Source organism: Mesorhizobium sp. CNPSo 4670 (assembly GCF_057784235.1).
The window spans coordinates 138,326-158,584 of sequence record NZ_JBWJFQ010000009.1 but is presented as its reverse complement, the minus strand read 5'-3'; the positions used below and the strand labels follow the sequence as shown (position 1 = coordinate 158,584).

General features: G+C 64.1%; 23 protein-coding genes and 1 tRNA gene. 7 read left to right on the top strand and 17 right to left on the bottom strand.

Annotation, left to right across the window (positions count from 1 at the left end):
- Positions 1 to 7 precede the first annotated feature (7 nt).
- Positions 8 to 325, bottom strand: a complete 318-nt coding sequence (locus AC0ZT5_RS17205; RefSeq protein WP_488497389.1) for a DUF167 family protein — start codon at positions 323 to 325, stop codon at positions 8 to 10.
- Between the two features lie 12 nt (positions 326 to 337).
- A complete protein-coding gene (locus AC0ZT5_RS17200) occupies positions 338 to 628 on the bottom strand; it encodes a YggT family protein (protein WP_184872497.1) in 291 nt (96 codons plus the stop codon).
- A 160-nt stretch (positions 629 to 788) separates the two neighbouring features.
- Here AC0ZT5_RS17200 and AC0ZT5_RS17195 point away from each other — a divergent pair.
- The 4 genes from AC0ZT5_RS17195 to AC0ZT5_RS17180 all read left to right on the top strand — a co-directional run bounded on the left by AC0ZT5_RS17195 (position 789) and on the right by AC0ZT5_RS17180 (position 3,053).
- Positions 789 to 864: transfer RNA gene (locus AC0ZT5_RS17195), tRNA-Ala, on the top strand.
- Positions 865 to 1,203: 339 nt separating this feature from the next.
- Positions 1,204 to 1,986, top strand: a complete 783-nt coding sequence (locus tag AC0ZT5_RS17190; RefSeq protein ID WP_488497388.1) for a helix-turn-helix domain-containing protein — start codon at positions 1,204 to 1,206, stop codon at positions 1,984 to 1,986.
- 556 nt (positions 1,987 to 2,542) lie between these two features.
- On the top strand, positions 2,543 to 2,794 hold the full coding sequence (locus tag AC0ZT5_RS17185; protein ID WP_477284617.1) for a hypothetical protein: 252 nt from the start codon (positions 2,543 to 2,545) through the stop codon (positions 2,792 to 2,794).
- A 4-nt stretch (positions 2,795 to 2,798) separates the two neighbouring features.
- Positions 2,799 to 3,053 (top strand): hypothetical protein, encoded by a 255-nt coding sequence (locus AC0ZT5_RS17180; protein WP_488497387.1) that lies wholly within the window; start codon positions 2,799 to 2,801, stop codon positions 3,051 to 3,053.
- A gap of 196 nt (positions 3,054 to 3,249) precedes the next feature.
- On the opposite strand, the gene AC0ZT5_RS17175 is transcribed toward AC0ZT5_RS17180, so the two are convergent.
- The 4 genes from AC0ZT5_RS17175 to AC0ZT5_RS17160 are packed head-to-tail and all read right to left on the bottom strand — an operon-like array spanning position 3,250 to position 5,502.
- Positions 3,250 to 4,176: an energy transducer TonB family protein gene (locus tag AC0ZT5_RS17175; protein WP_488497386.1), complete on the bottom strand. Its 927-nt coding sequence runs from the start codon at positions 4,174 to 4,176 to the stop codon at positions 3,250 to 3,252.
- The gene (gene exbD, locus AC0ZT5_RS17170; RefSeq protein ID WP_488497385.1) at positions 4,173 to 4,640 is read right to left on the bottom strand and encodes a TonB system transport protein ExbD; all 468 of its coding nucleotides are present in this window, start codon (positions 4,638 to 4,640) and stop codon (positions 4,173 to 4,175) included. Before exbD ends, AC0ZT5_RS17175 begins: the two co-directional genes overlap by 4 nt.
- A gap of 26 nt (positions 4,641 to 4,666) precedes the next feature.
- Complete coding sequence (exbB, locus tag AC0ZT5_RS17165) at positions 4,667 to 5,383, bottom strand: tonB-system energizer ExbB (protein WP_488497384.1); 717 nt, start codon at positions 5,381 to 5,383, stop codon at positions 4,667 to 4,669.
- A complete protein-coding gene (locus AC0ZT5_RS17160) occupies positions 5,374 to 5,502 on the bottom strand; it encodes a hypothetical protein (protein ID WP_488497383.1) in 129 nt (42 codons plus the stop codon). Before AC0ZT5_RS17160 ends, exbB begins: the two co-directional genes overlap by 10 nt.
- A gap of 230 nt (positions 5,503 to 5,732) precedes the next feature.
- Here AC0ZT5_RS17160 and AC0ZT5_RS17155 point away from each other — a divergent pair, with 230 nt between their 5' ends.
- Positions 5,733 to 6,407: a cysteine hydrolase family protein gene (locus tag AC0ZT5_RS17155; protein WP_488497382.1), complete on the top strand. Its 675-nt coding sequence runs from the start codon at positions 5,733 to 5,735 to the stop codon at positions 6,405 to 6,407.
- 16 nt (positions 6,408 to 6,423) lie between these two features.
- On the opposite strand, the gene AC0ZT5_RS17150 is transcribed toward AC0ZT5_RS17155, so the two are convergent.
- Positions 6,424 to 7,365, bottom strand: coding sequence for an LLM class flavin-dependent oxidoreductase (locus AC0ZT5_RS17150; RefSeq protein ID WP_488497381.1), 942 nt, complete (start codon positions 7,363 to 7,365; stop codon positions 6,424 to 6,426).
- A gap of 138 nt (positions 7,366 to 7,503) precedes the next feature.
- On the bottom strand, positions 7,504 to 7,659 hold the full coding sequence (locus AC0ZT5_RS17145; RefSeq protein WP_477284601.1) for a hypothetical protein: 156 nt from the start codon (positions 7,657 to 7,659) through the stop codon (positions 7,504 to 7,506).
- 291 nt (positions 7,660 to 7,950) lie between these two features.
- Between AC0ZT5_RS17145 and AC0ZT5_RS17140 the strand changes: the two genes are divergently transcribed.
- Positions 7,951 to 8,718 carry an SDR family NAD(P)-dependent oxidoreductase gene (locus tag AC0ZT5_RS17140; protein WP_488497380.1) on the top strand — a complete coding sequence of 256 codons (768 nt, stop codon included), beginning with the start codon at positions 7,951 to 7,953 and terminating at the stop codon, positions 8,716 to 8,718.
- A 92-nt stretch (positions 8,719 to 8,810) separates the two neighbouring features.
- Here the strand turns inward: AC0ZT5_RS17140 and AC0ZT5_RS17135 are convergent, their stop codons facing one another.
- The 7 genes from AC0ZT5_RS17135 to AC0ZT5_RS17105 form a co-directional block, all read right to left on the bottom strand.
- Positions 8,811 to 9,755, bottom strand: coding sequence for an ABC transporter permease (locus AC0ZT5_RS17135; protein ID WP_488497379.1), 945 nt, complete (start codon positions 9,753 to 9,755; stop codon positions 8,811 to 8,813).
- Positions 9,755 to 10,807 carry an ABC transporter permease gene (locus tag AC0ZT5_RS17130; RefSeq protein WP_488497378.1) on the bottom strand — a complete coding sequence of 351 codons (1,053 nt, stop codon included), beginning with the start codon at positions 10,805 to 10,807 and terminating at the stop codon, positions 9,755 to 9,757. The genes AC0ZT5_RS17135 and AC0ZT5_RS17130 overlap by 1 nt, the downstream gene beginning before the upstream one ends.
- A complete protein-coding gene (locus AC0ZT5_RS17125) occupies positions 10,807 to 12,321 on the bottom strand; it encodes an ABC transporter ATP-binding protein (RefSeq protein WP_488497377.1) in 1,515 nt (504 codons plus the stop codon). The genes AC0ZT5_RS17130 and AC0ZT5_RS17125 overlap by 1 nt, the downstream gene beginning before the upstream one ends.
- A 269-nt stretch (positions 12,322 to 12,590) precedes the next feature.
- The gene (locus tag AC0ZT5_RS17120) at positions 12,591 to 13,622 is read right to left on the bottom strand and encodes a BMP family protein (RefSeq protein WP_488497376.1); all 1,032 of its coding nucleotides are present in this window, start codon (positions 13,620 to 13,622) and stop codon (positions 12,591 to 12,593) included.
- Positions 13,623 to 13,775: 153 nt separating this feature from the next.
- Complete coding sequence (gene pcaF / locus AC0ZT5_RS17115; protein WP_488497460.1) at positions 13,776 to 14,981, bottom strand: 3-oxoadipyl-CoA thiolase; 1,206 nt, start codon at positions 14,979 to 14,981, stop codon at positions 13,776 to 13,778.
- Between the two features lies 1 nt (position 14,982).
- On the bottom strand, positions 14,983 to 15,780 hold the full coding sequence (locus tag AC0ZT5_RS17110; protein ID WP_488497375.1) for a CoA-transferase subunit beta: 798 nt from the start codon (positions 15,778 to 15,780) through the stop codon (positions 14,983 to 14,985).
- Entirely contained in the window at positions 15,777 to 16,634 is an 858-nt protein-coding gene (locus tag AC0ZT5_RS17105) for a CoA transferase subunit A (protein ID WP_488497374.1), read from the bottom strand. The genes AC0ZT5_RS17110 and AC0ZT5_RS17105 overlap by 4 nt, the downstream gene beginning before the upstream one ends.
- 119 nt (positions 16,635 to 16,753) lie before the next feature.
- Here AC0ZT5_RS17105 and AC0ZT5_RS17100 point away from each other — a divergent pair, with 119 nt between their 5' ends.
- On the top strand, positions 16,754 to 17,524 hold the full coding sequence (locus tag AC0ZT5_RS17100) for an IclR family transcriptional regulator domain-containing protein (protein ID WP_488497373.1): 771 nt from the start codon (positions 16,754 to 16,756) through the stop codon (positions 17,522 to 17,524).
- 66 nt (positions 17,525 to 17,590) lie between these two features.
- Here AC0ZT5_RS17100 and AC0ZT5_RS17095 read toward each other — a convergent pair whose 3' ends face one another.
- Positions 17,591 to 18,880: an NAD(P)/FAD-dependent oxidoreductase gene (locus AC0ZT5_RS17095; RefSeq protein WP_488497372.1), complete on the bottom strand. Its 1,290-nt coding sequence runs from the start codon at positions 18,878 to 18,880 to the stop codon at positions 17,591 to 17,593.
- Positions 18,880 to 20,259, bottom strand: coding sequence for a glutamine synthetase family protein (locus AC0ZT5_RS17090; protein ID WP_488497459.1), 1,380 nt, complete (start codon positions 20,257 to 20,259; stop codon positions 18,880 to 18,882). The genes AC0ZT5_RS17095 and AC0ZT5_RS17090 overlap by 1 nt, the downstream gene beginning before the upstream one ends.

Sequence of the window (20,259 nt, the reverse complement as noted above, 5' to 3'; positions counted from 1 at the left end):
CAGCGCATCAGGACTGCTGGCCGAGCGCCTCGATTTTTTTCGCCAGCATCGCCGGGTCGCCTGCAATGCGCACGGTCTTCAGCCGGGCGGTGCCGCCGGCGACGATCGAGACTGCGGACGCCGGCGCGCCCAGCGCCCTGGCGATCAGCTTTTCCAGCGCTTTGTTGGCGGCACCGTTTTCCGGCACGGCGCGGACGCGGGCCTTCAGGTGGCTTCGCCCATCCGCCAGGGTCTCGATGCTTTCAAGCCTGTCCAGCGCCGCTTTTGGTGTCAGCCGGACGAACAGGTCGATACCGTCATCGCGCATGCGGAACGGCGTGCTCATGCAGTCATGGGTTCACAAGACCAGAGGCGCCACTGTGGTGAGCAGGAACTGCCGGAGGAAGAACAGGATCAACAGGAGGATGATCGGCGAGATGTCGATGCCGCCAAGGTCCGGTATGAAACGCCGGATCGGCCGCAACGCCGGCTCGGTCAGCCGGTAGAGCATGTTGCCAATGCTGCCGACGAACTGGTTGCGCGAGTTGACGACGTTGAAGGCGTAGAGCCAGGAAAAGATCGCCGAGGCGATGATGACCCACCAGTAGAGGTCAAGCGCCATGACGATTGTTTGAATGAGGGCGAGCATGCCGGTCTCCAATTGTTGCCGACATGTAGCCATTGCGGGCGAAACCGGCAAGGGCCGCCTTCTCTCGCACGAGGCCTGACGCCCGGCGGCCGCGGATTTCGGCAAAACGCCGCCTTGACAGGAAAGCGCGGCGCCCGATAAATGCGCCAATCCGCTGGACGGGGCTGTAGCTCAGCTGGGAGAGCGCGTCGTTCGCAATGACGAGGTCAGGAGTTCGATCCTCCTCAGCTCCACCAGCGGAATAATCGATTTTCTGCTCTCCACGACAAGAGGAAAGGCACGACGTTTCGCGCTGCCTCCTCTGCGGGCGATATTGTTGTGCCAGCGCACCTCGCAGGCTGCGGCGCAATACTGTGCCGTTATCTCACGCAATCCGGCGAAAACTGCTGTCAATTGGACTTATGGCCGAAGCCGCAAGTCGATTGTTTCCATGTTATTTGCAGGCCGCTCTATTATATTGACGTCACCAGACCAGTTTTTTGTGCGTTGTGACGAGGGCATTTCGGCGAGGGGCGACCGAAGACGCTATATGGATTCTCGAATCGAAATGAAAAGCCGCCTGCGGAAGCAACCACGTGTCAATTCGCGAGAACCTCGCTGCAAACCTTAGACGCCTCTGCAAGGACCATGCCTCCGTAAGCGCGGTATGCCGCGAGCTGGGCATCAACCGCACGCAGTTCGAACGCTACCTGCAAGCACAGACCGTTCCAAACAAGGCCACCGCCAAGCTCATATGCGACTACTTCCGGGTCGACGAAGCCGAACTATACCGGGATCCCGGTATCCCCGAACCCAGGGGGCGCGGCCTGCAGCCGATTTCCGAGAGCCTGTTCACCCGGATGATCCGTCCTCCCAGTCCATCGATCGCGGGAGGCACCTATTTCACCTATTTTTCGATTCCGCACCGCCCCGACCTGTTGATGCGATCGGTGACCTTCGTGCGGCGCGACGCCGAACTGGTCACCTTCAGAAGGGTCAGCGGATGGTCGGAACGGCGGGGATCGGCATGGGCACAGGCGCGCGGCAACCACTATGGGGTAGCGATCTCGCGTCTGAACTGGATCTATTTCGGCGGCATCAATCGCCGCCAGACCGGCGAGCCGTCGCTGATCTCCGTGCAATGGGCCCCCATCTCCGAACCGGTGCTAACGGGCAAGGCCATGCTTCTGACCGAGGCCAGGCCGGCATTCGTATCAGTCATCATGCGGCGCGACACTGCCAACATCCGCCCGAGGCACGCCATCAGCATGGCACATGTCGTCAGGCTCGACGATCCGGGCGTCGACCAGTTGGTGGTCAGCCTCATCCGGGACGGGCCGGGGCTAACCCGTCCCGGCCACGCCGTTTACGCTAAATAAGAATAAGAACGCACCAAAAGAGCGCATACCAACGATTGTCAACTCTGTATCTGAACAAAATCGATATTTTACACTTAAACCTAAGGAAAGATAAGTCACACGACCGCCTTTTTGCGCGCTGCTTTACTACAATTTTAACAAACCATTAACTCTTTCGACCTTACCTTTCTTGTCGTGGATCCCCGTTTTTAGGGTCTTTCAACGGGTCCAATGACGGTGGAGAAGGGATGAAAATGGCCAAGAAAGCGACCCCCGCTCCGAAGCTGACGATTGCCGCCGGCACGCAGACTGTCTTCTTTTCGCAGGCCGGCCATATCGGCCAGAACATGATGCTTGCGCGACCAATCATGGCCAGTCGGCATGCCCCACCGCCGCGCTCGGTCATTCGGCGATCAAGCGCCTGCCTGGTCTCGATCGCCTCACCGATGCGCCGATCTATGCCTTGACCATCTCGACCCCGCAAACATGCCCGTTCCCGGCGGGTCACTCCATCAATTAGCCGGCTTGGTGTGCCAGTGACGCGTCCCTGAGTTCCACCAGATGACAGGAGAAGCACGTGCCAAACCAATCCTTACGTCAGTCCGAGATCGATAGTCTTCAATATATCTCGTCGATGACCAATGAGCTCGTGCAGATGGCCGAAGCAAGCCGTTTTCCCATGATCTCCTATCTGCTCGGCATGGCCTATGCCGAAGCATTCGACGTCCTTCGCGGCGCACGGCCGGCCAGGCATCCGCAGCTCAGCGGCAACCCGCTGCACCCTAAGGCGCAGCCAAAAGACAATCGCGCTCACGCAAGGAGAGCGTAGCCGCATGCAGGCGCCAGCCGCATGCGCGGCGGCAGATTCGACCTTCCGGCCAAACCGTTGGGAGACACTGTGCGCGTTGCAAGGCCTGCTGCCGCTGCTGAAAAGAACCGCCGCGGATATTGGCAGCGCCGACATGGTCTACTGGTTCGAACAGGCCGATGCCGAGGTTGCCAACATCATCAGGGGCAGGCCGTTCGATGCGGCAGCCATTGCGGCCTTGATTGCATCCTGCCCGCACAGCATCCGATCGCCCATGTAAGAGAGGCGTCGGGTTTGATTGAGCCCGCTCCAACCTTTTGTTTTGACGCAATTCCTGGCGGGGACCACACGCAGGTCAGGCCGCGGCGAAAATGATGGGCTCCGAGAACCGGAGCGGAGCGTATGTTTGGGTACGTGAGCATCGGAAGCAGGAGCCCGCCATTTGCAGGCCGGCCTCACCTGAATACCAACAGACCTTAGTTGCGCAGGCTGAACACGAATGGTGCCGTACGGCTTTGACGCGCGCCGAGTTCCGGCGGCGGTGCCGGCACGGTGGCGCCTTGCAGCACGGCGAGCGCCGCACGGTCCAGATCGGCATCCCCGGAGGACCGGGTGAGCCTGGTAGAGAGGACCCGGCCGGATGAGTCGACCGTGAAGGCGACATACGGCTTGCCTTCCACGCCTCGGGCCTTGGCTGAACTGGGGTAGCGCGTGTGCCGCTTGATCCAGGCCCCCAGGCGAGAGTCCCATTTGCTGGAATCGCCGGACCGCGATGCCGATTCCGCCGACTTCGGCGCGGCCGTCCTGGCCGCCGGCCTCGCATCGGCACTGGCGATGCTTGCCGTGTTCGGCGGCGCCGCCTTCTCCTTCTTAGGCCGCGGCTTTGGCTTCTCGACAGGGTTTTTCGCCTTGGCCTCGACCGGTTTCTTGTCCTTGGGAGCCTCGACCGGCTTGGGCTGCGGCAATGGAATAGCCACGTCGGGTGCGACGGCCTCGACAATATCGGGGACGACCTCATCCGGCGGCGGCTGGTCGACCTGTTCAGCCACCTCGGCCTGGGTGGGTTCGGTCTCGTCGGGCGGCACGACTTGCGGCTGTTCGACGACCGGCTGCGCCTTGTCGGCCGGATCTAAAGGCGTCGGCTCGGTATGATCGGGCGTCATCGCGTCCAGCGCGGCCACCTGTTCCTCGACCGCCGGCATCACCACCATCGGCGCCATCTCGATCACCTGGGCCGGTGACGGGCCGCCATCGGCCTCGTTGACCATGCTGAAGTTCTGCACGGCATAGGCGACCGCGACATGGGCTCCAAGCACCAGCGCGGCCGCACCCGCCCACAGGCCAAGGTCGCGCCGGCTGAAGTGCGACAACTCGACCAAGGGCAAGGCGGCCACTCGCGTCATGGCACTGCTGCTCTGGTGGTGGCGGGCGCCGGGGCATCGGCCGCGGGACCCGTTTCCAGGCCGACCAGCGCAATCTTCAGATAGCCCGCACCGCGCAGCAGGTTCATCGCCTCCATCAGGTCGCCATAGGCCACCGCCTTGTCGGCGCGCAGGAAGATGCGGGTTTGCTTGTCGCCCTTCGTCCTGCTGTCGAGCGTGGCGGCGAAAGCCGGGCGTGGTACGCTGTCGTTGCCGATCGCCAGCGTCAGATCGTCCTTCAGCGTCAGGAACAACGGTTTTTCCGGCCGCGGCGCGGGCATAGCGGTCGAGCCCGGAAGATCGACATTGACATCCACCGTCGCCAGCGGTGCGGCGACCATGAAGATGATCAACAGCACCAGGATGACATCGATGAACGGGGTGACGTTGATCTCGTGGCTTTCCTCGAGATCGTCGTCCATGGTCTGTCGGATTCTGCTTGCCATGGCCTTGCTCCGCTAGTCCGCCGCCATCATTCCGCGGCCATCGCCGTTGCCGGCGCGACACTGCGGAAGTCGAGGTCACGGCTGACGAGCCGTTCGACACCCGCCGAGGCATCGGCGAGGATCTGCCGGTAGCCGGCTATCGAGCGCGCAAAGACGTTGTAGATGACGACAGCCGGTATGGCAGCGATAAGGCCCATCGCCGTGGCCAGCAGCGCTTCGGCGATGCCTGGCGCGACCACGGCGAGATTGGTGGTCTGCGCCTGAGAGATGCCGATAAAGGCGTTCATGATGCCCCAGACGGTACCGAACAACCCGACGAAAGGCGCGGTCGAGCCGATCGTCGCCAGCAGGCGTGTGCCGCGCGACATGCGCCGTGACGCCGCCGCCTCGATGCGCGACAGGCGCGAGGTGACCCGTTCCTTCAGCCCGTCTCCCGAGACATGATCGAGCGCTCCGGCCGAGAGGGCGACTTCCTCCTCCGCCGCCCGCACCAGAAGCGCGCCGGGGCCGCCGCTGCGGTCGAGCGCACGGCTGGCCTGCTTTAAGGTGGCGGCATCGCCGATCGCCCGTACGGCATGACGGATGCGCAGCTTGCCGGCGAAAATCTCCAGCGATTTGGCCAGCCATACCGTCCAGGTAGCGAGGGAGGCGAAGGCCAGCCCGATCATCACCGCCTTGACGATGATATCGGCCGCCATGAACATGCCCCATGGCGACAGATCGTGCGGCAAGGTTAGTTCCATCGCTGTCGAAGGCCCTCCGGTTCGAGCGAAACCAGACCGAGCAGCGTCCGCTCGCCGACGGCAAAGCGCACCGCGTCGATGTAAAAAGCCGTCTGGGCATCGGTTCCAGCCACGGTCATGGCTCTTCTCCAGTACGGCCGCCGCATTTGCAGATACTGGTTTTCGGCAGGCCGATGCCCGGTTGATTATAAAACATGACATTGCTAGTCAACATTGAAGATGCCTACAACGATCAACAATTTGTCCCGACCGTCGATATCGGCGAAATTCGGATCCGTGCTGCCGGCATCTGGTGTCGTCGCGTTGTTGCAAAGCAGCTATGGTGTCGGTCGAAGACCGGGAGCCAAAGATGATCAAGGCGACGCCCTTCGACTTCCCTTATGACGGCAGGCTGGTCGCCGAAAACACCGCGCTTGTCGTGATCGACCTGCAACAGGATTTCCTGTCGACGACGGGCTATTTCGCCAGGCAGGGATATGACCCCTCGCCGCTAAGGGCGATCCTGCCGACCGTGAGCCGGCTGATCGCCACCGCCCGCAAGGCCGGCATCAGGATCATCCACACGAGACAGGGTTATCGGGCTGACATGGCCGACATGACGCCGTACGAGAGATGGCGCCGCAAGCGCGCCGGTCTCGAAGGCACCGAAATCCTGCTTCGTTCAGGCCCGGGGTTTCAGATCGTTCCGGAGATCGACGTCGCGCCGCAGGACATCATCGTCGACAAGACCTGCAACAGCGCCTTCACCTATACGGATTTCGAGCTTGTGCTGCGCGCACAAGGCATCACGCATCTGATGTTTACCGGCTGCACGACCGATGTCTGCGTCCACACCACGCTGCGCGAGGCCTGCGACCGCAACTTTCAATGCCTGACGATTTCCGATGCCTGTGCCAGCGGCGACAGACAGGCCCACGAGGCGGCGCTTCATATGGTGACGGTCGAGGACGGCGTCTTCGGCGCCCTGACGGAATCTGCCGCCGTCATCGAAGGCCTGTCGCGGCTAAGTGGCGCGACAGGTTGATTCCAAGGGCGCCTGCTCAGCCCGCTGCACGCACCACTTGTTGCACGCGCGGCGCATATGCCCCGGGCTGCGGCACCTCAGCCTCGCGGCGCGCCAGGGAATTGCGCAGCAGGGCGATCGTTTCGCGGCCGACGGTTGCGATCTCGCGCGGCGTGTCGACGCCGACAATCATGAATTCATCGATCCCGAGAGCCGCATAGGCAAGCAGCGACAGGGCCGCCTGGGCCGGCGGCCCGGCAACATCGACCGCCTTGTGGCCGGTGGCGGAAGCGCCCCGGTGAATCCTGACCGGAAGCGCAAAGCGCAGCTTGCCGGCCCGGCCATGCTCGGCGGCGGCGCCGCGCACCCGCTCCATCAGCCGGCGGACCTCGTCGATCGAACCCGGCGCCAGTTCGAAGACATCGGCATGCCGGCCGGCCACCTTGAGCGCCGTTCCGGACTGCCCGCCCATGCGGATGACGAGATCGGCGCCGTGCGGACCCTTGCGCGGCACATAACCGCCTTTGATGCTGTAGAACGCGCCTTCATGGTCGAACGGCCGGTCGTTCGACCACAGCCGCTTCAACAGCACCAGATATTCGTCGATGCGCTTCCAGATGACGGTGTGCCCGACCGGCCGCGTTTCGGCATCGTCGTCGTTCAGCGGTTCGCTGATCATCCTGAGCGCCAGCCGTCCGCCGCCCTTCCTGTCGATCGACGCCAACTGGCGCGCTGCCACCGTCGGTTCGACCACGCCCGCCCAGTGGGTGAGCACGACTTCCAGCGACGACGTCCGGTCCAGCACCTGGGCTGCAAGATCCATATTGGTCAGCAGCCCGGCCGAATCGTCGACGACGATCTTCCTGAAGCCGCCATCCTCGATCAGCCCGAGCTTGGTCGCGGTCTCGGCAAAGTCGTAGAAAAAGGGAACGGCGGCGTCGGCGGTCTTGCTGGGGACATGCGTAAACTCGATCGGCATTGCCATCTCCTCCATCTCTGGAATCACTGATGCTGTGAAATTCGAATCCCAGCCGCGCGAAAGCGCACCGAGGATCCGGTTCATTCAACTCCGATTGCCTGAAAGCGGTGGCCGGCTAGTCCCGGTCGATCTGATAACTCAGGGAATGAGACCCAGAACAACTGCCCCGGTGAACACGAACGCAAGGGCAAAGACGATATAGGCGAAAGCACCCGCATAGGCCGGGCGAAAGGGCTGTGCATTGACCAGCCGCTGGCCGCTGCGATCCGTCTGAGCGTTCTGGATATAGGACATATCGACCTCCGTCTCGCCGATTAATCTATAAAACTTGTAGACTTTGTCGATTGCTATTTTTCGGCGATGGGCAGAATAATTTTCTGATATTTGATCAAGAATTGGTACTGAGTTGCTGGGACGGCGTGCTTTGGCCACCGCTCGACATGGCACGCCGTGCATTGCTCTGGCCCTGAATGGACCTATGGCCTTGTCCTCGCCGCACCCAATTCGTGCATTGGCCGCCCGGAGCGCGCGGGATAGCATTGCCCAATCGGCAAACACGAAATCGTCTGACAGGGGAGCAGGAAAATGGGCGCGAGACTGGCCGGCAAGGTCGCCATCATTTCGGGCGGCGCGACGGGAATGGGCGGGGCGGCCTCGGAGCTGTTCGCCGCGGAGGGCGCCAGGGTGGCGATCGTCGACCGCAATGGCGAGGCGGCCGCCGCAACCGCAGCGGCGATCCGCGCGCGGGGGCACATAGCCGAGCACTGGGTTGCCGACGTGTCGGATGAGGCCCAGGTCGAGGCGGCTGTGAAGGGCGCAACCGAAACGCTCGGCCCGGTCACCGTCCTGTTCAACCATGCCGGCACCATCGTCATAAAGCCGTTCCTGGAGACGACGGTGCAGGAATGGGACTGGCTGCATGCCGTCAACGTGCGCTCGATGTTCCTGATGACGCGCGCCGTGCTGCCCGGCATGATATCGGCCGGCGGCGGTTCGATCGTCTGCACCTCGTCGATCTCGGCGGTGGCGGCGACACCGATGGAGGTGCTCTACGACACCACCAAGGGGGCCTGCCACATGTTCGCGCGCGCCATCGCCGTCGAGTTCCGCGACCGCAACATCCGCTGCAACGCGGTCTGCCCCGGCTTCATCCGCACGCCGCACGGCCTGCGCGAGGTCGCCGATCTCGGTCGGCTCGGCATCGACGTCTCCGACGCCGCGCTGGCCGCGCAGCAGGGCCGTATCGGCGAGCCGGAAGAGGTGGCAAGAGCCGCGCTTTACCTTGCCAGCGACGAATCCAGCTTCGTCAACGGCACGCATCTGTTCGTCGACAATGGGTTTACCGCGATGTGAGGTTTTCCGGAGTTTAGGTTCTTCGTCCTAAGGACAGCTTGGCGCCTTCCTCTACCCCGTCGATCGGGGGAGAGGAAAAGACACCTACTCGCCTACCGCTCTTCCCTGCGAAACGGCTTCAACAGTGCTGACGGCGCCACCGCGTTGCGCGACATGACAGCCATGGCGACTATGGTGAAGATGAAGGGCAGCATCAGGAATGCCTCGTAGGGGATATGCCCCAGCCCGCTCGCCTGCATGCGCAGTTGCAAGGCATCGACAAAGGCGAACAGCAGCGCAGCCCCTGCCGAACGCCACGGATCCCAGCGACCGAACACGACCAGCGCGATCGCCACCCAGCCGCGCCCCGACACCACGCCGAAGGTGAACGCGTTGAACTGCGCCATCGACAGGAACGCGCCGGCCAGCCCCATCAGCGCACCGCCGAGGATGACCGCCTGGAAACGCGTCGCGATGACGCTGACGCCGGCCGAGTCGGCGGCGCGCGGATTTTCGCCGACCATGCGCACCGACAGGCCCCAGGGCGTGCGATAGAGCACGAAGGCGGCCAGCGGAATGGCAAGGATCGCCATGTAGACCAGCGCAAACTGGTTGAATACCGCCGGTCCGAGCACCGGAATGCTGGAGAGAACCGGGATCGGCAGCGTCTCGAAACCCTTGATGCTTGGCGGTACCGATTGCTGGCCGAAGATCAGCCGATAGAGGAAATAGGCGAGGCCCGAGGAGAACAGCGTGACACCAATGCCGCAGACATGCTGGCTGAGGCCCAGCGCCACCGTGAACAGCGCATGCAGCGCGCCCATCAGCATGCCGGTCAGCACGGCGACGAACACGCCTAGCCACAAGCTGCCGCTGAGGCTGGTGGCGGTGAAGCCGGTCATAGCCGACAACAGCATGATGCCTTCGATGCCGAGATTGAGCACGCCAGCGCGCTCGGAGAACATTTCGCCAAGCGTGGCAAACGCCAACGGCGTGGCGATCCGGATGATCGCGGCCAGGAAGCCGACTTGAAATATCTGTTCGAACACCGCGCTCATCAGGCGGCTCCAACGCGGCGGATGCGGTAGGCAGTGAACAGTAGCGCCACCAGCATGGCAAGCAATGCGGTGCCCTGGATGACATCGCTGAGGAAGGCCGGCACGCCGGTCGCACGCGACATCGCCTCGGCGCCGGTCATCACGGCGGCCAGGAAGATCGCCGCCGGGACCACGCCCAGCGGATTGAGCCGCGCGAGCATGGCAACGACGATGCCGGAATAGCCGTAGCCCGGTGAGATGTCGCTCATCACCTGGAAATGCACGCCGCCGACTTCGCCGACCCCGGCCAGCCCGGCCAGCGCGCCGGACAACAGCGCGGTCGAGATCAGCACGCGCTCGACATGGATGCCGCCATAGCGTGCGGCTTCGGGATTCTCGCCGGTGACCCTGATCCTGAAGCCGAGCGTCGTGCGCACGATCAGGAACCAGATGACCGGCGCTGCGATCAGCGCCACGACAACGCCGAGATGCAGCCTTGTGCCATCGAGCAGAACCGGAAAATTCGCCGAATCCTCGATCGGCGGCGAGATCGGATAGCCGCTGAAACTGTCCTTCCACGGCCCTTCGATCAGCGCCATCAGTGCATAGTAGATGACCGAGTTGAGCAGCAGCGAGCTGACCACGTCGTCGACTTTGAACTTCACCCGCAGCGTCGCCGGCACCAGGGCGACAGCGGCACCAGCCGCAGCACCGGCCACCGCCATCAACAGCATGGCGAGCGGCCCCGGCATCGGGATCGCGCCGACAAAGCAGCTCGCGACCGCGCCGGCCAGCAATTGCCCCTCGGCGCCGATGTTCCAGAATTTTGCCCGGAAGGCGACCGCCACCGCCAGCCCGGTGAAGATCATCGGCGCGGCACGCACCATCGTTTCGGTGATGGCGTAGCTGTCGCCCAGCGAGGCCGTGAACATCACCCCATAGGCATCGATGACGCCGGCGCCGGCCAACGCAATCAGCCCACTGCACAGGACAAGCGTGGCTGCGATCGCCAGCAGCGGCAGGGCCAAATTGAACCAGGCGGGCGTCGAGGTGCGGACTTCCAGGCGAAACATCAGCTATGGCCCTCCGCCCCGGTCATCATCAGTCCGAGCCGGGCGATCGTCGCGTCGGCGCTGTCGAGCGTGCCGACGATGCGGCCCTCATACATCACCGCGATGCGGTCGCAGAGCACCAGCAGCTCCTCTTCCAGATCCTCGCCGATGACGATGATGCCGCAGCCCTTGGCCCGCATGTCGAGGAACTTTTCGTGGATGAAGCGGGCGGCGCCAATGTCGAGCCCGCGCGTCGGCTGCGAGACGATCAGCACCTTCGGATCGAAGGCGAGCTCGCGTGCCAGCAGCGCCTTCTGCAGATTGCCGCCGGACAGCGCCCCGGCGCGGGTCATCGGTCCGGGGCAGCGAATGTCATAGGCCTTGATCTGCGCCTCGGCGAAGGCACGGATCGCATCCGGCTTGAGCAGACCCCTGCTGCTGAACGCCGCTGTGCCGATCCGCGGCAGCACCATCGAATCGGCGAGGGGCAGGTTGGTGACCAGCCCGGTCGTCATGCGATCCTCCGGGATGCGGCCGAGACCGAGCGCCTGCACCTCGCGCGGCGAAAATCCCGACACTTGTCGGCCGGCGATGGTCATCTGGCCGGCATCGGGCACGCGCGTGCCTGAGATCACCTCCGCCAGGGCGCGCTGACCATTGCCCGAGACACCGGCAATACCGAGGATCTCGCCAGCGCGGACCGAAAGCGACACGTCGCGCAACGCCGTGCCTGAATGCCGCAATGTCGAAATGCCATCGAGCGTCAGCACAGCTGCACCGGGGGTCGATGGCCCCCTCGCCGGCGGCACGATCTCGTGGCCGCACATCAGTTGCGCCATTGCGGCAGATGTCGTGTTGGCGGGGTCGTCGACGCGGCCAGCGACGCGGCCATGCCGCAGCACCGTGCAGCGATGGGTCAGTGCCCGCACCTCGTTGAGCTTATGCGAGATGAAGATGATGCCGAGGCCCTGCGCCGCCATCGACCGTAGCGCCGAAAACAGCCCGTCGACCTCCGTTGGCGCCAGCACCGCTGTCGGCTCGTCGAGGATCAACAGCCTGGCGCCGCGAAACAGCGCCTTGACGATTTCGAGCCGCTGCTGCTCGCCGACCGACAGCGCCGACACCGGAAGGTCGGGATCAAGCGTCAACCCATGTTGGCGGCCGATCTCCGCCAGCCGCGCCAACCCTCCAGCGCGGTCGATCCGCCCCGTTTTGCCGGGGATGCCGATGAGCAGGTTCTCCAGCACGGTGAGCCTTGGCGCCAGATGGAAATGCTGGTGCACCATGCCGATACCGGCGGCCAGCGCATCGGCCGAACTGCTGATCCGCACCGGCTGGCCCTGGATGAGGATCTCGCCCGCATCGGGCGCATAGGCGCCGAACAGCACGTTCATCAGCGTCGTCTTGCCGGCGCCGTTCTCGCCCAGCAGACCGAGAATCTCGCCCGGCGCAACGCTGAGATCAACGGCCTCGTTCGCCTTGACGGCGCCGAAGCTCTTGATGATGCCGCGCATTTCGATGAGTGGGGCGGGCAAGATGGCTCCCGGTGAGATGGCGTTGGCGCAGCTCTTCACCCTCCCCCTTGTGCGGGTGAGAAGCGATCCGCGCAGCGGACGAAAAGCCAATTGCTTGGCTTTTCGAGCTTCGAACGCCCTGAGCCTGCGAAGGGCCGGGCGGTGAGTTGCCGGGTCCCCGCTGCTTCGCAGCGTCCCAGCGTTCGCTGGCCTTTCATCGTGCCCGCGGCACGATGAATTCGCCTGCGGCGAACCGGCTGCTCACCCCCACAAGGGGGAGGATAAAAACCTCAATCCGAAACCGGCGTATTCTCATCCACATCGACGCGGAAATTGCCTTCGAGGATTTCGGCCTTCTTCTTCTCGACCAACTCCTTCACGTCCGCCGGCAGCGTCTTGTCGAACTTGTGGTAGGGCGCGAGCTGCGAACCGCCCTTGGCCATGCGCGAGAAATCGCCGTAGTCCTGCGCGGTGAAGACGCCGGCCTTGACCAGTTTGATCGCCTGCTGGACGGTCGGATACATGTCCCAGACCGGGCCGGTGATGACCGTGTCGGGACCGAGGCTCGACTGGTCGGACATGTTGGAGATGGCGAGGATCTTCTTGTCCACCGCCGCTTCGATGACACCGAAACGCTCGGCATAGATCACGTCGACACCGGCGTCGATCTGCGCGACGGCCGCTTCCTTGGCCTTCGGCGGATCGAAGAAGGAACCGATGAAGGCGACCTTCTTCTTGATGTTGGGATTGACCTCCTTGGCGCCGGCGAAGAAGGCGTTGACCAGCCGGTTCACTTCCGGAATGCCCATCGCCGCGACAGCGCCGATCGTGCCCGACTTCGACATCTTGCCGGCGATCATGCCGGACAGATAGGCTGGCTCGTGGATCCAGTTGTCGAAGACGCCGAAATTGGGTTCCGCCGGTCCGGCTCCGGAGCCGAACAGGAAGGCGGTCTTCGGGAATTGCTTGGCGGTGCGGCGCGATTCACGCTCGGCGGCGAAGGCATCGCCCAGCACCAGCTGGTAGCCGCCTTGCGCATATTCGCGCATGACGCGGCTGAAATCGGCGGTCTGCACCTTCTCCGACCATTTGTACTCGATGCCGAGTTCCTTCTCGGCCTTCTGCAAGGCGACATGGATCTGGTTGTCCCATGGCTCCTCGATCGGCGTGGCGAAGATCGCCGCCACCTTCAGCTTCTTGTCCTTGCCGAAGGCGGCGCCTGGCAGCATCGCCGCAGCCAGGCCAAGCGCGCCCAGCTCAAGCACATTGCGTCGCGAAAGCCCTTCGCTTTTTATCTGGAATCTATTCTTCGGATTTTCCATTGCATTCCCCTCTGTTCGACAGCCGTGTCGAGCCGGCCGTTCGTGAAAATGTCAGACAGGGAACTATGGAACGGGTCCGCACTTTTGTCCACATGGTCAAATTTGCGCGCCCGAATCAGCCTCGATCTTAGCCGGCCAAGAAGAGGCTGCCGCTCAGGCCCGTTCGAGCGCGATCGCGATGCCCTGGCCGACACCGATGCACATGGTCGCCAGCGCATAACGGCCGCCGCGTTCGCGAAGCTCCAGCGCCGCCGTACCGGATATGCGGGCGCCGGACATGCCCAAGGGATGGCCGAGCGCGATGGCGCCGCCGTTCGGATTGACGTGCTCGGCATCCTCGGCAATGCCGAGTTGGCGCAGCACGGCGATGCCTTGCGAGGCAAAGGCTTCGTTGAGCTCGATGACGTCGAATTGCTGCGGCGTCAGCCCAAGCCGCGCGCACAGTTTTTGCGTCGCCGGCGCCGGGCCGATGCCCATGATGCGCGGCGCCACACCGGCGGCGGCGCCGCCAAGGATACGGGCGATCGGCGTCAGGCCATATTTCTTGACGGCTGCTTCCGAGGCAACGATCAACGCCGCCGCCCCGTCATTGACGCCGGAGGCATTGCCGGCCGTCACCGTGCCGCCCTGCCGGAATGGCGTCGGCAATTTGGCCAGTGCCTCGACCGTCGTGCCGGCGCGCGGATGCTCGTCCTTCGAGACGACCACCGCATCGCCCTTGCGCTGCGGGATGGTCACCGGGGCGATTTCCTTCGCCAGCCGGCCATTGGCCTGTGCGGCGACAGCCTTGTCCTGGCTGCGCGCGGCAAAGGCGTCCTGGTCGGCGCGCGACACCGAGAAATCCTCGGCGACGTTCTCGCCGGTTTCAGGCATCGAATCGACGCCATACTGCTTTTTCATCACCGGGTTGACGAAGCGCCAGCCGATGGTGGTGTCATAGATCTCGGCATTGCGCGAAAACGCCGTGTCGGCCTTGGGCATGACGAAGGGTGCGCGGCTCATCGATTCGACGCCGCCTGCGATCATCAGTTCGGCCTCGCCGGCCTTGATCGCCCGCGCGGCGATGGTCAGCGCATCCATGCCGGAGCCGCACAGCCGGTTGACGGTGGAGCCCGGGATCTCCTTTGGTAGACCGGCCAGCAGCAGCGCCATGCGCGCCACGTTGCGGTTGTCCTCGCCGGCCTGGTTTGCGCAGCCATAGACGACGTCGTCGATCCCCTGCCAGTCGATACCGGGATGGCGCTCGACCAGTGCTCTCAGGGGTATGGCGCCAAGGTCGTCGGCGCGCACCGAGGACAGCGAGCCGCCGAAGCGGCCGATCGGCGTGCGGATGTAGTCGCAGATATAGGCCTCGGCCATGTCATGCAGCCTTTGCTTTTCCGCTTCCCTCATGCGCCGCCTTGGTACGGGCCTGCAGGTCGCGCAATGTCGTCAGTTCGAGTTCGCTTGGCGCCGGCGTTTCGTCAAGCGCCTCCGCGAACTTTACCATCCAGCCACAGGTCTCCTGCACCTGCTGGCGCGTGACACCGGGATGCAGCGACACGACCGTGAATTCCTTGGTCACCGGATCCGGCTTCCAGATGGCGAGGTCGGTGATCAGCAAGGTCGGGCCCGCAGTGTCGATGCCAAGCCGCTTTCGATGGTCGCCGCCCTCGCCATGGCCGAAGGAGGTGAAGAAGTCGATCTTTTCGACCATGCCGCGCCTGGTCTGCGCCATGGTGATGTAGATCTCCTTCGACGACGTCGCGATCTCCGGCGCACCGCCGCCGCCGGGCAGCCGGGTCTTGGGATGGAAATAGTCGCCGATGACCGTGGTGTTGATATTGCCGAACTTGTCGAGCTGGGCAGCACCCAAAAAACCGATCGAGATACGGCCGCCCTGCAGCCAGTAGCGGAACATTTCCGGCACGGCGACGGTGGTGACGGCTGTTTCGCACAATTCACCATCGCCGATCGACAGCGGCAGCACGTCTGGCGCAGTGCCTATCGTACCGCTCTCGTAGATCAAGGTGATGTCAGGCGCATGCGTCAGCCGCGCGACATTGCAGGCGGCGGATGGCGCACCGATGCCGACGAAGCAGACATCGTCATTGCCCAGCGCGCGGCTGGCGGCGATCGTCATCATCTCGTTGGGGGTGAAGTCCGGACTGTCGCTCATGCCGCTTTCCTCAGATGCTCGACACGGGGCGCGAAATCGTCGGCGCTCCTCTCGATGACGTTCGCCTGCATCCACGCCTGGAATTTGTCCCGGTCGGCGGCGATCTCGTCCCATTCCAGATAGGCCGCATTGTCACGCGCATAATAGCCATGCGCGTAGGACGGGTGCGAGCCGCCGGGCACGACGGAGATCGCCGCGATCGTCCAGCGCGGCAGCACGGTCAGATTGGGGTGCAGATCGTCGAAATTGTCGACCACTTCCTCTACCGTCACCACTGACCGTTTCGCCGCCAGCACCGCCTCCTTCTGGATGCCGACGATGCCTTCGACCAGCACATTGCCTTTCCGGTCGGCCCTCTGCGCATGGATGAAAGTGACATCAGGTCGGATCGAAGGAACGGCTGCCAACACCTCGCCGGTAAACGGACAGGTGACCGACTTGATGTTCGGATTGACTGCCGCGAGGCCTGCGCCGCGATAGCCGCGGAACACCGCGCAGGGCAGGCCGGCAGCACCCGCCTCATAGGCGTTGGCCATGCCGGCATGGCTGTGTTCCTCGATCTCGATCGATCTGGGAAAACCGTTCTCGATGGCGTCGCGAGCGCGGCGCAGCAGACCGACGCCGGGATTGCCGACATAGGAGAAGACGATCTTCTTCGCCATGCCCATGCCGATCATCTGGTCGTAGATCAGGTCCGGTGTCATGCGGATCAGGGTCAGGTCGCGAAAGCCCTGGCGGATCGCCTCATGCGCCGCCGCCGTCGGGATTAGATGGGTGAAGCCCTCGAAGGCGACCGCGTCACCATCGTTCAGGTTCTCGGCCACAGCCTGTTTGAGCGGCAGGAACTTGACCATCGCATCGGCTCCGGGTTCAAAAGTTCGTATTGCGAACATATGTTTTGTATGCGATACTTTCTACACTGGGTGAGAGCATTGAGTCAATCCGGGCGACGGTGCCGCTCCGTGGAGCTGAGATGGACGAAGAGGCCGCTTCCCGTGATCATGTCGGCTCGCTCGAGCGCGGCCTTGCCGTCATGGAGATCCTGGCCCGGCACCCTGCGGGCATGACGCTGACCGAGATGGCCGAGGAAGCCTGCCTGACCCGCGCCGGCGCCCGCCGCTTTCTATTGACGCTTGTCGCCACCGGCTACGCCACCCAGGCCGGCCGTGTGTTTTCGCTGTCGCCGCGCTTGCTGACCGTTGCCCGCACCTGGCTCGGCGGCGCCTCGCTGTGGAGCTTCGCCGCCCCCATCATGCGGGCCGTGGCGGCGCAGTTGAACGAGGCCTGCTCGGCGGCGATCCTGTCGGGCCAGGATGTCGTCTACGTCGCACGCATTCCGGGCCGCCGCATCCTCAGCGTCTCGCTCGACGTCGGCACAAGGCTGCCGGCCTATTGCACCTCGATGGGGCGGATCCTGCTTGCCGGCCTCACGCCAGAGGAATTGAACACATTTCTCGGCCAGGCGACGATCGAGAGACGGACGCCGAAGACGATCACCGATAGGCATTTGCTGGCCGAAGCCATCGGCAAGGCCAAGGCTGGCGGCTTTGCCATCGTCGACGAGGAGCTGGAACTCGGCCTGCGCTCGATCGCCGTGCCGATCCGCGACCGCGCGCAACGCACGGTCGCGGCCATCAACGTCTCGACCCAGTCCGCCCGCTTCTCCGTCGCGGAGATGGAACGGGAAATCCTGCCGGCGCTGCTCGAGGCCAAGCTGCGCATCGAGGATTTTTTCGTCGTCTAAGGGCCTTCGTCCACCCTTCCCAACACGACGGACAGCGCCAGCGTTCGGTCGCCGCGCCGCCAGCGCTCAATGCTTGATGCGGTCGCGCATCGCATACCACAGCATGCCGAGCACATAGAGCGGTGCGCGCAACGCCGTGCCGCCCGGGAACGGCATGGGCGTGAGCGTCGAGAACAGGTCGAGCCGCGAAGCGTCGCCGGTGATCGCCTCGGCCAAAAGCTTGCCCGACAGTGTCGACAGGATGACGCCTTTGCCGGAATAGCCATGCGCGAAATAGACCTCGCCATAGTGCCCGACATGCGGCAGCCGCGACGTCGTCACCGACACCAGCCCGCCCCAGGCATGATCGATGCGGCAGCCCTGAAGTTGCGGAAAGGTCTTTTCCATGTGCGGCCGCACGAAGCCGGCAATGTCGGCCGGCGGCGACGGCGTGTAGCGCTCGCCGCCGCCGAACAGCAGGCGCCCATCGGCCGACATGCGGTAGTAGTTGACGACGAAGCGGGTGTCGGACACCGCGACATTGGCCGGGATGACATTGCGTTTGCCCTCCAGCGGCTCGGTGGCGACGATGTAGTTGCCGACCGGCATGATGCGGCTGTTGACGCGCGGCTCCAGCCCGTTGAGCAGCGCATCGCCCGCCAGCACGACATGTTTCGCCCGGACCGCCCCCTTGGCCGTAGAGACGCGGATCGATGGCTCGCGCTCAAGCCGCACGGCGACCGACTTCTCGTGGATGACGACGCCGGCCGCGACCGCCGCGCGGGCGAGGCCGAGCGTGTAGTTCAGTGGATGCATGTGGCCGCCGAGCGGCTCGTACATCGCGCCGTGGTAGGGCGTGTCGACCTTGCGGCGGGCTTCCGCCGCCGACAGGATCTCGGCATGCGGGAACTTCATCACCGTGGCCAGGCACTCCGCCTCTTCCTCGAGGTCTTTGAGGTCGGAGCTGTTGACCGCCCCGACCAGATGGCCGGTCAGCCTGAGATCGCAATCGATGGCGTGGCGCTCGATGATGTCGAGCACCAGCCCGCGTGCCTCGAAGGCGAGGTCGAACAGCACTTTCGCCCGCTCGGGCCCGTAGAGCTTGACCAGGCCCTTGGCACCCTTGCGCAGGCCAGGGATCATCTGGCCGCCATTGCGGCCCGACGCACCCCAGCCGATCTTGCCGCCTTCGAGCAGCACCACCTTCAGGCCGCGCTCGGCGGCGTGAAGGGCCGCCGACAGGCCGGTGCAGCCGCCGCCGACGACAACCAGGTCGGCGTCGACATCGCCCTGCAGGGCGGGATGGTCGGGCGACGGATTTGCCGTCGCGACATAGTAGGATTTGCCGATATCCAAACCGGAATTGAAGCCCATCATTACACCTTCAGCAGCAGGTGGTCGCGTTCCCAGCTCGTCACCACGCCCTGGAACAGGTCGAGCTCGACGCTCTTGACGCGCAGATAGGTCTGGAAGAAGTCCTCGCCGAGCAGCTCCCGCACCGGCTCGCAAGCGGTGAAACGATCCAGCGCCTCCTCCATGGTTTTCGGCAGCGTGCTTTTGATCTTGTAGGCATTGCCCGACGCCTCTATCGACCGCGCCAGCTTCTGCTCGACACCGAGATAGCCCGCGAGAAGCGAACCGGCGATCGCCAGATAGGGATTGGAATCGGCACCCGGCAAGCGGTTCTCCACCCGCCGCGCGGCGCGGCCACCGGCCGGCACCCGCAGGCCACAGGAGCGGTTGTCGTGCGACCATTCGATGTTGGCCGGCGCGCTGTGGTTCGGCCGGATGCGGCGGAACGAGTTCACGTTCGGTGCAAACAGCGGCATGATCTCCGGGACATATTTCTGCAGGCCGCCGATGAAATGGCCGAACATTTCGGTGTCGGCATCATCAGTGTCGGCAAACAGCGTCTTGCCGGCCTCGTCGATGACCGACATGTGCAGATGCATCGAGCTCCCCGCCTGTGCCGCGATCGGCTTGGCCATGAAGGTGGCATGCATGCCGCTCTGCTGCGCGGCCTGGCGCGTCAGCCGCTTGAACAGCAGCACCTTGTCGGCCAGCGGCAACGCATCGCCGTGCAGGAAGTTGATCTCCAGCTGCGCCGTGCCCGATTCATGGATCAGCGTGTCGAGCGGCAGTCCGGATGCCGCCGCATAGTCATAGATGCGGCGGACCACCGGCTCGAACTCCTCCAGTGCCGCCATATCGTAGGGATGCTGCACGCTCTCGGCGCGGCCATTGCCGCCGACCGGCGCCGTCAGCGGCCGGTCGGGATCGGGATTGGGCGCGGTCAGGTAGAATTCGAGCTCCGGCGCCACCACCGCCCGCCAACCGCGCTGACGGTAGAGGTCGAGCACGGCTCTCAGCACATGGCGCGGCGAGGCCATCCATGGCCGGTCGTCCATGTGAAAGGCATCGGCGAAGACATAGGCCTTGGCTGCCCCGGCGCCGGGCGCCAGGGTAAGCGTCGAAACATCCGGCACCATGCGCATGTCCGGGTCCGAATAGGCAAAACCCTCGTCGATCGAACCGGTATAGCGGCCGTCAATGCTGACCAGGAAGGCGCTGCTCGGCAGATAGAGTGCGCGGTCCTCCAGCGCCTTGAGGAACTTGGCTACCGGCAAGGCCTTGCCGCGCAGGACGCCGTTCATATCAGGCACCAGGCACTCGACTTCGTTGATGCCGTGCTGGGCCAGCCAGGCCTTGGGATCGTTGCCGCTGGAGAGGGAAGTATTCGTGTTCATGTCAGGCAT